The following is a 15,406-nucleotide window of genomic DNA, read 5'->3' on the forward strand; positions in this document are numbered from 1 at the left end:
GACCCGTTTACGGGTAAGCCGATAATAAAAGGCTAATGAAAACACCTTTAGGTGTAACTTGAGAATAGATGCAGTTGGCAGACTATTCAATGAGTCTTGAGACTCAGCTAGTAACATACCCTTATAGGGTAAGTGCAAACCACCCGTTTTACGGGTGGTGGTGATTTAATTTATTTTCTATACTTATAACTTACTATTTCATCCAAATGCTTTTGTTCTTCTTTACATTCTTCTTTGTAATACTCTTCATAAGCATTTTCCTTCAACTTTTCATACATCTTTTTTTCAATGAGAGCTTCTTTCAATTCATCTCTAATTGATTCAACTTGATTATTTGCCTTAGTAACTGTAATATTTTGTTCTAAAACTACATTAGTGTAATATTTGTTTTTTTCTCCAAAATCTCTAATATCCTTTACTGTGATTCTATCACTAACCATTTTTTTATATAGGTTATTATTATTATCTCTTAGAGTAATTAACTGTGTTAATCTTTTTTCTTCTATTTCAAGTAATTGATTAGCATTGCTTAATTCCATACGCTTTTGTTCTTCAAATTTCTCTTTTACACTTAAGATATTTTGTAACCTGAATTGAAATTTAGCCATTACTTATCACTACCTTCTAAAAATATCTCTTCCATTTTATCTATCTCTTCATCAAAATTAAACTTTTCTTCTGTTTTTTGTTTTAAGTAATTGTTAACCAGTTTAATCTTGTCAATTGCATAATCAATATCTTCATTACTACCTCTAGAATATGCACCAATATTTATTAGATCTTCTACATCTTTATAAGTTGCTAAAACAGTTTTCATATTGTTTGCCATATCTTTATGTCTATCATCTGCAACTTCTGACATAACTCTTGAAACACTTTGTAGAATATCAATCGCTGGATAATGATTTTTGTAAGCTAATTTCCTCGATAGCACGATGTGTCCATCAAGAATACCTCTTGCTGTATCAGTAATTGGCTCATTCATGTCATCACCATCAACCAGTACTGTATAAAGCCCCGTAATAGATCCTACCTCTGCGTTCCCAGCTCTTTCTAACAGTTTTGGCATTACAGCAAATACAGATGGAGTATATCCTCTACTAACAGGAGGTTCCCCTATAGCTAATCCAATTTCTCTCTGAGCCATAGAAAATCTAGTTAAGGAATCCATCATCAGCAGAACATCTTTTCCTGTATCTCTAAAATACTCAGCTATTGCTGTAGCTGTACTAGCAGCCTTTTGCCTAACTAAAGCAGGTTTATCAGAAGTAGCAACTACTACTACTGACCTTTTCAACCCTTCTTCGCCTAAATCTCTTTCAATAAACTCTTTTACTTCTCTTCCTCTTTCACCAATTAGTGCAATGATATTAATATCAGCACTTGTATTTCTTGCAATCATACCTAACAATGTACTTTTTCCAACGCCGCTTCCTGCAAAGATACCTACTCTTTGTCCCTTACCGATAGTCAATAAACCATCAACAGCTTTTACACCAATAGGTAATACTTCTTTAATTCTTTTTCTTTTAAGAGGCTCTGGAGGTTCATTATGTATACTGTAATCTGTATCAGTATAGATTATTTCTTTATCATCTATAGGATTACCTAATCCATCTAACACTCTACCTAATAGTTTATCACCAACAGCTACTGTAAGAGTTTGTCCAAGAGCCTCAACTGTACTTCCTAATCCAACACCTTCTAAATCCCCTAAGGGCATAAGCAATATTCTATTTTCCTTAAATCCAACAACCTCTGCTAAAACAGATGCTTTATCAATACCCGAATGAATAAGACATAATCCTCCCATTCGAACCTTTGGACCTAATGATTCAATAGTCAATCCTACTACTCTTGTAACCCTTCCTAGATGTCTAATATAAGAATTACTAATAAGTGTCTCATATTTATTAAAATCAATACTTTCCATAAGTTTCATCCTCTTAAGAATTTAAACTATTTGCTATAAGCTTCAAATCTGATGTTAAACCATTTAGTCTAGTGTTAAGGCTGCAATCTAAATTTCCTAACTTAGTTTCTATAAAGCAATCGTTAGATTCTAATGCATTGTCTTTAATAATTTCAACATTAACAGTTTGACTTATTTCTTCGCATAACTTGTCTTTATTTTCGTTAACATAATCAAAATCATCAGGTGATACGTGAACAATCAGGTCATCTAATGTCTCAATTTCTGAAAAGCCTTTTTTAATCAGATAAAGAATTATATTCTCTTTTTCAATAACATAACCAGTTAGGTTTTTCACTAATTCAATTAAGATGTTAGCTATCTTAGGTTCTATATCACTAAGTATTTTCTCTTTTTCGTCATACGCTTGTTGTAATATTTGGTCAGCTTCATTTTTTAATTGTATTGCTTCTTGTTCACCCTTACTAATACCATCTTTATATCCGTCCTCTAGTGCCTTTTTGTAAGCTTCTTCAGTAATATCTATTGCACTTTTCTTAGCATCTTCAACGATACACTGAGCTTCTCCCATTGCTTTATTTATAATATCATTTGCAACTTGCTCAGCTTGTTTTTTTTGCTTTTCAATAGATTTATTAATCTTAGCAGCACTAATATGTATATCTTCTTCCTTATTCTCAGAGATGTTATTTTTATTATTTACGCCAATAATCTTCTTATTATTGGAGGCGTAATTTATAAATGGTGATTTGATAATACTAGACAATTATCTCGTCACCTCCACCTCTAGAGATAACAATTTCACCAGCATCTTCTAATTTCCTGATTATACCAACAATCTTTTGCTGTGCTTCTTCTACATCTTTAAGTCTAACAGGTCCCATATATTCCATATCTTCTTTTATCATAGTTGCTAAACGCTTAGATAAATTATTAAATATAGTATTTTGTACTTCTTCTCCTGCACCTTTTAATGCTGTTGCTAACTCATTATTATCCACATCACGAAGTATAGTCTGAATTGATCTGCTATCAAGTGATAAGATATCTTCAAATACGAACATTTTCTTCCTGATTTCTTCAGCAAGTTCTGTATTCTCGATTTCTAATGTTTCCATAATGTTCTTTTCTGTAGATCTATCAACAGAATTTAATATCTGAACAATAGAATCGACACCACCGACAATTGTATAATCTTGAGTAACTAATGAAGATAGTTTTCTCTCTAATACGTTTTCTACATCCTTTATGACATCTGGAGATGTTCTATCCATTTCAGCTATTCTCCTAGCTACATCTGCTTGTTTTTCTTGTGGTAACGAAGCAAGTATCATTGCTGATTGAGCAGGACTTAAATACGATAAGATAAGTGCAATTGTCTGGTTATGTTCATCTTGAATAAAGTTAAGAAGTTGACTAGGTTCTGTCTTTCTAACAAATTCAAAAGGTCTAACTTGTAATGATGCAGTAAGTCTACCAATGACCTGTTTTGCTTTATCAGAACCAAGAGCATGTTCAAGAAGCTCTTTGGCATAACCAATTCCACCTTCTGCTATATATTGTTGAGCTAAACATACCTCATAAAAGTCTTGTAATACAGCTTCTTTGTCTTTTGGAGAAACACTTCTTGTATTTGCTATTTCAAGAGTTAATTGTTCAATTTCCTCTTCTTTTAGATGTTTAAAAACTTTTGATGATTTCTCAGGACCTAAAGCAATTAGCAATACAGCTGCTTTTTGTAATCCTTTTAAATCTTTATTAGCCATATTATTATCACTCCCAATCTTCATTCAGCCAGTTTCTAAGCAACTGTGCTACTGCATCAGGTTTCTCATCAACAAATTTCTCTATTTGAATTCTTGTATCTGATTTATCATCAAATTCAATTTCTTCTAGATCTTGTTGTTCTCTGGTACTTGCCAACATATCTTCAACAGATAATTCAGGTTGTATCTCAGTAACTTCCACTGGTTCAGTACCTTTATAAACTGCATATCCAAGCAATGCTATCATAATTACGATAATAGCTATAAAGATATAATCTGTAATAGGCTTTTTCTTAACTGAAATAGGAATAAATGTAGGAACTTCATAACCTATTATTTCAACCTTTGAACCATTAGCAGCATTCTTGACAAGTGATATAAGGTCATCATCAATAGCTATTTTCTTCGATTCGCTATTGCTTGCCTTGTACTCTTCCCATGATATGTTATCTAAAACACCCTGTTTTTTTAGAAGTGCTTGATCATATATTTTATATTTCTTAGCTGATATTGATACAGATGATTCATTATATTTTATATTTCCAATATGTTTAGTTTCATTTGTAACAGTTTTGCTCACATCATAATCTACTTTATCTATCTTGGTACTGCTATCAGAATTACTATTGTTTGGTACAAGGTAATCAGTAGTACCATTATTAGAATCAGTTCCTGGAACACCAGATGGTGTCTGATTAGAACCTTCTGATTCGTAATGATACTCAGATGAAGGTATTCCCTTTGATTGACCTTCTGGTGTAGTATATTCTTCTTTTATGGAAGACTGAGCATCAAAATCAATAATCAAATCTGCTGTTACTACAGCATCATCAAATTCTCCTAATAATATAGATAAAACATCTTTTTCTATTTTATTTTCCATTGTTACTTCATAATCAATTTTCTTATTTAGACTTGACCCATTAACAGCAATATCTTCACCATAGTATAACATTTTACCAGAATTATTAAGTATTCTTACATTTTTAAGATCTAAATTTTCTACAGAAGATGCTAAAAAGTTAGCGATACCAACTACTTGTTCTTCTGTTAGTTCATGTGATGTAGTAAGTATGGCTGATGCTTTAGCTTCTTTGACATCATCAAATATTGTTCTATCTTGATCTGGTGTAACTAATTTAACTACAGCTGATTCAACATCTTCAATAACAGATATTTTATCTCCTAGTTCATTTTCAAATGCTAATTTGTGTTTTGCTCTCTTTTCGGCTTCGGTAGTACTAAGACTAGAATTAAAAGCCTCTTTATATGTCATACCAGTATTTGATATAATACCCATACTATCTAATGCCATTTGAGCATCTTGCTTTCTCTTCTTATCAACGTATACTGAAGAAGCATCGTCTCGAACTTCATATTTAATCCCTTGTTCTTGTAATAAAGTTTTAACTTGGTTAGTAGTTTTTGGTTCCAATCCTGAAACAAAGGGAACCATTTTTGTTTTATTAAGTGCTATTGTCAATATACTCAATGCAATAACCGTTACTACCACAGCTGCAATTATTTGCAGTTTCTGTTTTTTGTCAAACTTGTTCCAGAACCCGGTTATTTGGTCTGAAATTTTACTTATAAAACCAGGCATATGTACACCCCTTTAACATAAATCACACATCCATTTTCTAACTTAGTTTAGGTTTGACATCTAAATATTATTTAGACTTGCATACGCATTATTTCATTATATGCATCAAGTAATTTATTTCTTAATGTTACTGTATATTGTATTGCTACTGAAGCTTTTTTTGATGCGATTAGAACATCGACAAAATTATCAGTTTTTCCTGCAGCAAAATCTGTAGTTACTTGTTCGGATTTTTTTTGCAATTGATTAGTATCATCTATTAATCCAATTGCTGCTTTGTAGATATCCTCAAATAATTGTCCAGATTCTTTTTTAGACTTATTTCCACTGGATATAAGATTATTTATGCTGCTAATATCCCCAATCTGAATTCCCATTTTGCATCTCTCCAATCATCTCAATTATGTTAATCTCTTATTTGCCAATTTCTAAAGATTTCATTGCCATTGATTTAGCCGCATTCATTGCAGTCACATTTGCCTCATAGGAACGATTAGCTGAAATCATATTAACCATTTCTTCTATTGTATTTACATTAGGCATTAATACATATCCATCCTTGCCAGCTTCTGGATGACTAGGATCATATACTCTTTTTAATGGTTTGGTATCTTCGATGATCTTGGATACTTTAACTCCTGAAGCTGTATAATTATCAATAGAATCATTAAGTATGGAACTGAAATTGTTACTTTTCTGTTCTTCAAAAAGTAAAACTTTTCTTTTATATGGTCCACCATCTTTTGTCTTGGTGGTATTAACATTAGCAATGTTTTGAGAAATAATGTCCATCCTTAGTCTTTGGGCAGTCAAGCCTGTTGCACTAACATTCATTGAATTAAAAAAAGACATTTACTTTACCTCCAATCATAATTAATATTTATATAACATATATACCTCTTGTTCCTTATTAACGACTTAAAACTGTTGTAATTCTACTAAAATTATTAGATACTTGGTCAACTAAAACGTTGAATTTAATTTGATTTTTTGTAAGTTCTGTCATTTCTGTGTCAATGTTTATATTGTTACCATCTAATCTATAACTTAGATTTGATTTATCGACAACTACCTGTGGTGTTAATGCATTAGTATCTATATCTGACAACTTATTATTAGATAGTAATGCTTCTTGTAATAATCCTTCAAATTTAACATCTTTCCTTTTATAACCTGGTGTATCTTCATTAGCAATATTTTCTGAAATTACATTGTGCCTCATTAAACTTGCATTTAAAGATTTATCTAGAATATTAATTGCATTGTACATATTATTACTTATCATAATTCCACCTGCCTTTTTTATCCATTAATATTAATTATAATTTATATGTCGAAAATTGCAAGGCTTTTGTAATGAGCAATTAGACTTAATTTACACTAATCTAATAAATAAGACTTAATAATTAATTTAAGTTATTAAATACTCAATTATCTCTTCCAAAAAAATACTTTTCTCCTATATATTGTATCAGTTTATGTCATAATATACAATATATACTTAACAATTTTTGAAAATATTACCTAGAATTTACAGTAATAGTTTTTTTTGTAATCAAAAAAGGGAAAGCTCTTATCGAGCTTCCCCTCTTTATTATAAAATCTTATAGTTTCCTGAGTTCTTCAATCAATACGTCATTAAGAACCTTAATATAAGTTCCTTTCATACCTAAGGAACGAGATTCAATAACTCCTGCACTCTCAAATTTTCTAAGTGCATTAACGATTACAGATCTAGTTATTCCAACTCTATCAGCTATTTTACTTGCAACTAATATGCCCTCACTACCATTCAATTCCTCAAAGATATGAGTAATTGCTTCTTGTTCTGAGAATGATAATGTACCAATTGCAGATTTAACGATAGTAGTCTTTCTAATTTCTTCTGTGTTTTCTTCGTTGATTGATCTCATGATTTCTAGTCCTACAACAGTAGCACCATATTCACTTAATATTATGTCCTCAATGTCATAGGAAGCATTATTCTTATATAGGAATAAAGTTCCAAGTCTTTCTCCCGCAATATCTATTGGAATAATAATTCCAATATAATTATTTGCGTTTACGTTTGAAGAGAACCCTAATGTTTCAAGATTAACATTTTCTTTAGTTGATAAAACATTTAATAGTCTTTCGTTTAAATTTTCATCAATACATGCTCCTAGTTTATCTTGTAACAACTCTTCAATAATACCAATCTCTTCCCTGTTATGAAGTCCTAGTAATTTGCCCTTTTTACTAATGACTAATGCATTAGAATATAAAATATCACTAAGCACTTCACATATGTCGGTAAATATTACCCTTTGTGTACCTGTTCTTTGTAATAATCTGTTGATCTTTCTTGTTTTATCCAGTAGTTGTACACTCATTAAATTTTTCCCTCCTAAATTATTATGCTATTAAGCTAAAAGCATCAACCAAGTTGCATAGTTTATTATATTACGAAGCTTCTAAATATTCAAGTATATATTTTCAATTGACGCTATTACCTAGCTTTTTTAACTCCAAAGTAACTGCCCTAGAATTTTATTTCTAATTACTTTGACAACTTTTATGAATAACAAAATTATTATTCATGTTCTTCTTTTTCTTTTAGAACGCTATAATTACATTCTTCGTTGTTACATTTTAGATATTTGCCCTTTTCAACCATAATAGTTCCACACTTTGGACATATTTCCTTAGTAGGTCTATTCCAAGTCATAAAATCACATTCTGGGTTATTTTCACACCCATAATATCTTCTGCCCTTTTTAGTCTTTTTAATAAAGATCTCGCCACTACATTCAGGGCATGATACACCTTCAACTTTTTCATATAAAGGTTTCGCGTTTCTGCATTCTGGAAAACCAGGACATGCTAAAAACTTACCGTATCTACCAATTTTGATTACCATGTTTCTACCACATTTATCACATAGAACATCAGAAACTTCATCCTTTATTTCAATTTTGCCTATTTTTTCTTCAGCGTATTCAATTGTTTCGTAAAAATTAGGATAAAATTTTCTAAGTACTTCTTTCCATTGTATATTTCCAGTCTCAACTTCATCTAGTTCTTTTTCAAGTGCTGCTGTGAATTTAACATTTACTATATCTTCAAAATATTTTTCCATTATCTCGTTGACTATTTCTCCTAGCTCGGTAGGAAAGATATTTTTCTTTTCTTTTGAAACATAGCCTCTTTTTTGAATGGTAGATATAGTCGGTGCATAGGTACTTGGTCTACCAACACCATTTTCTTCTAATGTCTTTACTAATGATGCTTCTGTATATCTAGGCGCTGGTTGAGTAAAATGTTGTTTTTTGCTCAAATCTATTAAATTTAAATTAGAATCTTTATTAATATTCCCAATTTTTTGGTTGTCTTCCTTATCATCTGAGATATTATATACTTTTAAAAATCCATCGAAGATTAAAACAGAACCGGAAGCATTAAATCTGTAATCTCCTCCATTAATTTTAATTGATTTTGTAGCGTATTTTGCGGGTTTCATTCTACTTGCAACAAATCTGTTGTATATCAACTTATATAATCTCAATTGATCCCTAGATAATGATTCTTTTATATCGTCAGGATAAATATCAACATAAGTTGGTCTTATAGCTTCATGGGCATCTTGAACATTATTCTTTTTATTGCTTGCGATTTTATTATTATTTACATACTCTTCTCCAAAACTACTTGAAATGTATTCTTTTACAGCTTTATCTGCATCATCAGATATACGAGTTGAATCAGTACGAAGATAAGTAATAAGTCCTATAGTACCTTTTCCTTTTACATCTATACCTTCATATAACTGTTGAGCTATTCTCATTGATTTAGAAGTTGTAAAATTAAGTTTCTTAGCAGCTTCTTGTTGAAGAGTACTCGTAATAAACGGTAGAAGTGGTTTTTTTAGTCTTTCACTTTCTTTAACATCACTTACAATATATTCTTTGTCCTTAAGGTATTCAATTATCTCATCAACCTGCTCTTTAGAAGATATCTTCATCTTTTTACTTTTACCATAGAATGTAGCAGTAAATTCGTCTTTTGACTTCTTATCCTGCAACTTGGCATCTAATGACCAATATTCTTCTGGTATAAAGCTGTTAATTTCTTCTTCCCTATCACAAATCAGTTTTAGAGCAGTTGACTGGACCCTTCCTGCACTGAGTCCTTTTTTTATCTTTTTCCATAGTAGCGGGCTAATCTTATATCCGACTATTCTGTCGAGTATCCTTCTAGCCTGTTGAGCATCAACCAAATCCATGTTAATTTCTCTAGCCTGTTTTATAGAATTCTTAACTGCATTTTTTGTTATTTCGTTAAAAGTTATTCTGTAGAATTTTTTGTCTTCTAAATTTAGAGAAAATAACAAATGCCATGAGATTGCTTCACCTTCACGGTCAGGGTCAGTAGCGAGAAAAACTTTGTTAGCCTTTTTTACTTCTTTTCTAAGATGTTTTAGGAGTTCACCTTTACCTCTTATAGTAATATATTTCGGTTCAAAATCATTTTCTACATCTACCCCTAACTGACTTTTGGGTAAATCTCTTACATGTCCCATTGAAGCTTCAACTTTATAATTACTACCTAAAAATTTTTTTATAGTCTTTGCTTTTGCAGGCGATTCAACTATTACTAAATTCTTTGCCATTTTTACCCTCCACTACAATTTTTTAATAAAATATTTGTTTGGCAGTTGTTTTATTACGCCCTTAAGTTCCAGTTTTGTTAATATCAACCCAAGTTCATCAATTGGTATGTTTGACTTAATATGTATATCGTCAATAAATAAAGGTTCTAAACTTAAACAAGAATACACTATTTTTTCAATTTCTGCAAGTCCTAAAGTAATATTTTCTGAATTTTTTTGTTTTTTCTTGGTGAAACTCATAGAAATTTCATCTAAAATATCATCAATATTGGTTACCATTTTAGCACCCATTTTTATTAAATTATTAGTACCTTCACTTAGCTTATCTGTTATCCTGCCAGGGATACTATAGACATCTTTTCCTTGTTCCAATGCTTGGTCTGCTGTTATTAGAGAACCACTTTTTCCTGCAGCTTCTATAACTAGTACTCCATCACTTATTCCACTAATAATTCTATTTCTTAGAGGAAAATTACCTGGTTTTGGAATTTGATTAACTGGAAATTCAGATATTAGAGCTCCTTTATGACTAATGTCATCCATTAATTTATAATTTTCCTTAGGATAACATATGTTAACACCTGATCCAAGGACAGCATATGTTCTGCCGCCGCCTTCCAATGCACCTTTATGAGCAGCAGTATCAATGCCTCTTGCCATCCCGCTTATAATTATAATTCCCATTTTAGCTAATTCTCTTCCAAAAAGTTTTGCAACTTCCCTACCATATTCAGTACACCTTCTAGCACCGACTACAGCTATGATGGGAGAATCATCTTTTATATCTCCTTTTACATAAATACCATAGGGATAGTCATAAATATTTTTTAAGTTTTCTGGGTACAAATCATCATCAATAGAATAAAAATTAATGTTACTCTTTTTTATTCTGTTATAATATTCTATTATCTTATCTTTATTTCTAGACTGGATAATTGCTTTTCTGTCTATTTCTCTTAGGCCTTTTACTTCGCAAAGTTCATCAGTCGCTTCCCAAATATACTTTGGTTCATCAAAATAATTTAATAGATATTTTATTTTTTTTAACCCAATACCTTTTATGTTATTCAACCATAACCAATAGTGCTCCTTTTCCATAATACTCCCCATATACGCATCATCCTTTAGTTAATTTTTCCTAAGTTTTCTAATTAATCTTTTTACTTTTGGCACCCAAAATTCCCACAGATTATAATAAAATTTACTAACCACCAAATCAAATTCGCCTATATATTCAACAAAATCACCATTAAATCCCTTTTTAAACCTGTATAAACCATATAGGTGATGGTTTGGGTCAAGATTGCCTGAAATTCCTCTAAAATCATATAATGTACAACCACAATCCATAGAATATGATATCATATGCCATTGCAATAAGTAATTAGGCATTAGATTTCTATATAAGTTATCACTTGCTCCATATAGATACCATGCTTTTTTCCCATTTAATAATACAATTGCTCCAGAAACAATAATTCCATCTGGATTTTTATCAGCCAACTCTGTCATCTCTGGAATTTCTCTTTGAAGTTTATTAATTCTATCTTCGTTAGGTTTTTTTGAGTTTTCTTCTTTCTCCAAGTCAGTAATAGCTTTATCTAGTGCTTTCTTAACATTATATTTAGCCATGAACAGCTTCATTTTACCTTGTTTTTCCATAGTATTATACATATCTTTAAAATACTTTAAAGGTCTTGTAATAAAGCCGTCTCTAGCGCCTGTAACTCGCATGATTCTTTCAAATTCTTTTAGGTCATCTATACTGCCTTCATATATTTCAATACCCTTTTTTTCTGCAAGTCTAATATTGTACCTTGTTTTATGATGAAAACTTTTGAATAATGTATCTTTATCCTTATCAACATCTAACTTGAATACAAATCTAGGCTGAATCCCTTCAAAATCAAGATTTGTTCCTTTGTGTGCATAACCCATATTTTTCAATGATTCTATGAGCTTAGTGTTGTCAATACCATCTTCTTTTATGTCTCCATCTATAGTTCTTTCCTTATATATTATACATGGGTCAATTTTCACAAAAATCGCCTTTGTTTTTTTAGCATATTGCTTTAATTCTTTTGTGAATTCTTTAACTAAGTCAATATTTTCATAATCAAGAACATATCCTCTTGGAGCATATAAAATATATCTTGATAATCCAGGTAATTTTCTTCTAAGCAGCATAGCTGATGCTTGCAAATCACCACTGCCATCTTCTAAACCAACTAATTCCTTAGTCCACTCTCCAATACACTTTAGGTTTCCCCATTCTATAGATTGTAGAGCATGTCCGTTAGGATGTTTTTCATTAAATAAAGTAAATTTTTTTTCATCTATGTGTGTAACAAATTTCATTAACTCTTTACCTCCGAAATGTATGTCGTTTTTATATTCTCTTTTACAAAAATAGGTGAAATCTTTATCTCAACCATAATTTTATCAGGGTCATCTATGCCTGTAATATCAACAATAGTATACTGCATATTAGGTCTTCCTAATATTTCTAAAGGTTTTCCTTTATAGAATATTACTGTTTTATTCCTAAATAAATATCTATATATTTCTTTTAAATAATATATAATAACTGAACCGAATTTGGAACCTATAGGTTTCTTAATCAATCCCATTCCACAATAAAATCCCATTGGAACTATTCCTATAGTTTTATCTTGTTTTGATTTATAACTATTACCATAACCTATATGTTCTCCGGCTTTAATACTTTTAGAATATATGATTTTGGCTCTAATATCAGCAATCTTTTTGAGCCCTATTCTTTTTTTGCTATTACAGGGACCATATAAAGCATTACCTAATCTTACCATATTATAATGAGCTTCTTTATAGTCTATTGTGTTTTCGCTATTAGATATATGATAAATTAGGTTGCTGTAATGCTGATTAAAGAAAGTTATATATTTATCAAACTTTTCTTTTTGTCCTAATACATATGACCTATTATTTTTATATGTTGTTGCAAAATGAGAATATACTCCTTCTAGTATGGCACAAGTAGCTTTTTCACATAGTGACTTAACTTCTTCCAATTGGTCATAATCTATACCAAATCTATTCATTCCTGTTTCTACTTTCAAGTGAAACTTGATTGTCTTTTTATTGTTTTCTGTCCAATCTATCAGTTTTTTTAATTGATTCAATGAACAGATACTCATAGTAATATTATTCTCATAAACTATATCAAACTCTTCAGTGGGTCCCATTAGAAAAATAGATTGCTCTAAACCGTTTTTTCTAAGTTCAACACCTTCGTCTAATAATCCTACTCCAAAATAATTAACATCACCACTTAATGCTTTTGCAATTTCTACACTTCCATGTCCATAAGCATTACCTTTTACAACTGCCATAATCATAGTGTCACTATTTAATTGTTCTTTTATTTTGGATAGATTATAATAAAGGTTATGAAGATTAACTTCCAAATAGATATCAGACAATTGTCTTCCTCCTCAAATCATTCTATTAATTTCCCTAAGTTAACATTATAAACAGTTTATGGAATAATATCAAGTTACTATTTATTAATCAAAGTAGTTACGGTCAAGAGATCTATATTGAATTGCTTCTGCTAGATGTTTTTCTTCTATGTCATTTTTACCATCTAAATCCGCTATTGTTCTTGCAACTTTTAATATTCTATGATATGCTCTCGCACTCAAATCCAGCTTCTCGAAGGCTAACTTCATCATTTCTCTGGATTCATCACCTAACTGACAGTATTTTTCAATCTGAGAAGCACTTAACATTGAGTTAAAATATATCTTGGAATCTTTATATCGTTCTTGCTGAATCTTATGGGCTATCATTACTCGTTTCTTAATATCCTTAGAAGTTTCCATTTTCTTCTTATCATTAAGTTCATTGTAATTAACATTATTGGCCTCTACGTGCAAATCTATTCTATCAAGTAGTGGTCCGGATATTTTATTAAGATACCTTTTTATTTGTAATGGAGTACAGCTGCATTTTTCTCTGTCGGGATAATATCCGCATGGACAAGGATTAAGAGAAGCTACAAGCATAAAATTAGCTGGGTATGTAATTGTTGCATTCACCCTAGATATTGTTACCTTACCATCTTCTAGAGGTTGTCTCATTACTTCTAATACATTTTTGCTAAACTCAGGCATCTCATCTAGGAATAATACCCCATTATGAGATAAGCTTATTTCTCCCGGTCTTGGAATTCTTCCTCCACCTGTTAACGCTGAGTTTGATACTGTATGGTGGGGAGCCCTAAATGGTCTCTTAGTGACTAGAGCCTGATCTTTTCTTAACAATCCAGCTACACTATATATCTTAGTTATTTCTATACTCTCTTCAAAAGTCAGATCTGGCAATATGGTAGGTAATCTCTTTGCCATCATAGTTTTACCTGAACCAGGAGGACCTATCATTAAAACGTTATGAGCTCCTGCCGCCGCTATTTCTAATGCTCTTCTAACGTTTTCTTGACCTTTTATATCGCTAAAATCAATTATATTTTCTTCATTATCCCATGATTCATGGAACAACTTTTCTATATCAATTTGCTTTGGTTCTATTTTAATATTGTTATTTAATAACCTGACAACTTCAGACAAGTTACTAACACCGATAATATCAATACCTTCTACCACTGCACCTTCATCAACGTTATCTATAGGAATGATACATCTTCCAAAACCATTCTTATATGCACTATAGACAATTGGCAGTATACCATTTACTTTTTGAACTTCTCCATTAAGAGATAATTCCCCAATAATTAAGGTTTTATCCAATGATTTGGTATCTATTAACTCCATACATGATAATATGCCAATAGCTATTGGTAAATCAAATGCAGGTCCTTCCTTTCTTATATCAGCTGGAGCTAAATTTACTGTTATTCGCTTACAGGGAAATTGAAATCCTGAATTGTTAATAGATGTTCTTACTCTTTCTATAGATTCTTTAACGGCAGAGTCTGGTAATCCAACCAAATCAAGCCTAGGAAAACCGCTTGATATATCTACCTCCACCCCAATCATGTATCCGTCAATGCCCATTAACGCAGCACTATAAACTCTATTAAACATGTTGTCCCCCTTGTCATATGTATATTTGGTTATGCAATAAAATGAAATGTTAAACAATTAAGAATTTATTATGTTCAACTTATTAAAGCATTAACCTTATTAGTAATTTTAAGTATATAAACAATCTATATCATTATATCATAAAATAATCATATTATTAATAACAAATTAATATTTCAATTAAATATGGCCAAAAACTAAGTACTAAAACACTCTATTTTTTTAATTTGTCACTTATACTAGGTGAACTATAAAAATTACTAAACTAAAACTAGTTCTCTATTAATATAGAAGAAACTAGTTCAAACCTTTCCATTTTGAAATTATTAATTATGAATAATAAATTATTATATTCAGCATATTAATAATATT

General features: G+C 30.8%; 14 protein-coding genes. All 14 read right to left on the minus strand.

Annotated features, from left to right (window positions below; all coding sequences use genetic code 11):
- Positions 1-170: 170 nt before the first annotated feature.
- The 14 genes from fliJ to AACQ14_RS21650 all read right to left on the minus strand — a co-directional run bounded on the left by fliJ (position 171) and on the right by AACQ14_RS21650 (position 15,034).
- Positions 171-608, minus strand: coding sequence for a flagellar export protein FliJ (gene fliJ / locus AACQ14_RS21585; protein WP_339365645.1), 438 nt, complete (start codon positions 606-608; stop codon positions 171-173).
- Positions 608-1,933 carry a flagellar protein export ATPase FliI gene (fliI, locus tag AACQ14_RS21590; protein ID WP_339365646.1) on the minus strand — a complete coding sequence of 442 codons (1,326 nt, stop codon included), beginning with the start codon at positions 1,931-1,933 and terminating at the stop codon, positions 608-610. Before fliI ends, fliJ begins: the two co-directional genes overlap by 1 nt.
- A gap of 13 nt (positions 1,934-1,946) precedes the next feature.
- Positions 1,947-2,699: a FliH/SctL family protein gene (locus AACQ14_RS21595; protein WP_339365647.1), complete on the minus strand. Its 753-nt coding sequence runs from the start codon at positions 2,697-2,699 to the stop codon at positions 1,947-1,949.
- The gene (gene fliG, locus AACQ14_RS21600) at positions 2,692-3,699 is read right to left on the minus strand and encodes a flagellar motor switch protein FliG (RefSeq protein WP_339365648.1); all 1,008 of its coding nucleotides are present in this window, start codon (positions 3,697-3,699) and stop codon (positions 2,692-2,694) included. Before fliG ends, AACQ14_RS21595 begins: the two co-directional genes overlap by 8 nt.
- Before the next feature lie 7 nt (positions 3,700-3,706).
- Entirely contained in the window at positions 3,707-5,302 is a 1,596-nt protein-coding gene (fliF, locus tag AACQ14_RS21605) for a flagellar basal-body MS-ring/collar protein FliF (RefSeq protein WP_339365649.1), read from the minus strand.
- 71 nt (positions 5,303-5,373) lie between these two features.
- Complete coding sequence (gene fliE, locus AACQ14_RS21610; protein ID WP_339365650.1) at positions 5,374-5,679, minus strand: flagellar hook-basal body complex protein FliE; 306 nt, start codon at positions 5,677-5,679, stop codon at positions 5,374-5,376.
- A gap of 37 nt (positions 5,680-5,716) precedes the next feature.
- Positions 5,717-6,154 (minus strand): flagellar basal body rod protein FlgC, encoded by a 438-nt coding sequence (flgC, locus tag AACQ14_RS21615; RefSeq protein ID WP_339365651.1) that lies wholly within the window; start codon positions 6,152-6,154, stop codon positions 5,717-5,719.
- Positions 6,155-6,212: 58 nt separating this feature from the next.
- Entirely contained in the window at positions 6,213-6,587 is a 375-nt protein-coding gene (gene flgB, locus AACQ14_RS21620; protein ID WP_339365652.1) for a flagellar basal body rod protein FlgB, read from the minus strand.
- 319 nt (positions 6,588-6,906) lie between these two features.
- Entirely contained in the window at positions 6,907-7,674 is a 768-nt protein-coding gene (codY, locus tag AACQ14_RS21625) for a GTP-sensing pleiotropic transcriptional regulator CodY (RefSeq protein ID WP_113675225.1), read from the minus strand.
- A gap of 200 nt (positions 7,675-7,874) precedes the next feature.
- On the minus strand, positions 7,875-9,950 hold the full coding sequence (gene topA / locus AACQ14_RS21630) for a type I DNA topoisomerase (RefSeq protein WP_339365653.1): 2,076 nt from the start codon (positions 9,948-9,950) through the stop codon (positions 7,875-7,877).
- 12 nt (positions 9,951-9,962) lie between these two features.
- Positions 9,963-11,060, minus strand: a complete 1,098-nt coding sequence (gene dprA / locus AACQ14_RS21635) for a DNA-processing protein DprA (RefSeq protein WP_339365654.1) — start codon at positions 11,058-11,060, stop codon at positions 9,963-9,965.
- 18 nt (positions 11,061-11,078) lie between these two features.
- The gene (locus AACQ14_RS21640) at positions 11,079-12,308 is read right to left on the minus strand and encodes a lipid II:glycine glycyltransferase FemX (protein WP_339365655.1); all 1,230 of its coding nucleotides are present in this window, start codon (positions 12,306-12,308) and stop codon (positions 11,079-11,081) included.
- On the minus strand, positions 12,308-13,411 hold the full coding sequence (alr, locus tag AACQ14_RS21645) for an alanine racemase (RefSeq protein WP_339365656.1): 1,104 nt from the start codon (positions 13,409-13,411) through the stop codon (positions 12,308-12,310). Before alr ends, AACQ14_RS21640 begins: the two co-directional genes overlap by 1 nt.
- Positions 13,412-13,495: 84 nt before the next feature.
- On the minus strand, positions 13,496-15,034 hold the full coding sequence (locus AACQ14_RS21650) for a YifB family Mg chelatase-like AAA ATPase (RefSeq protein ID WP_339365657.1): 1,539 nt from the start codon (positions 15,032-15,034) through the stop codon (positions 13,496-13,498).
- Positions 15,035-15,406 lie beyond the last annotated feature (372 nt).

The sequence above is a fragment of the Vallitalea maricola genome (assembly GCF_036985595.1).
In the GTDB taxonomy this organism is placed as follows: Bacteria; Bacillota; Clostridia; order Lachnospirales; family Vallitaleaceae; genus Vallitalea; species Vallitalea maricola.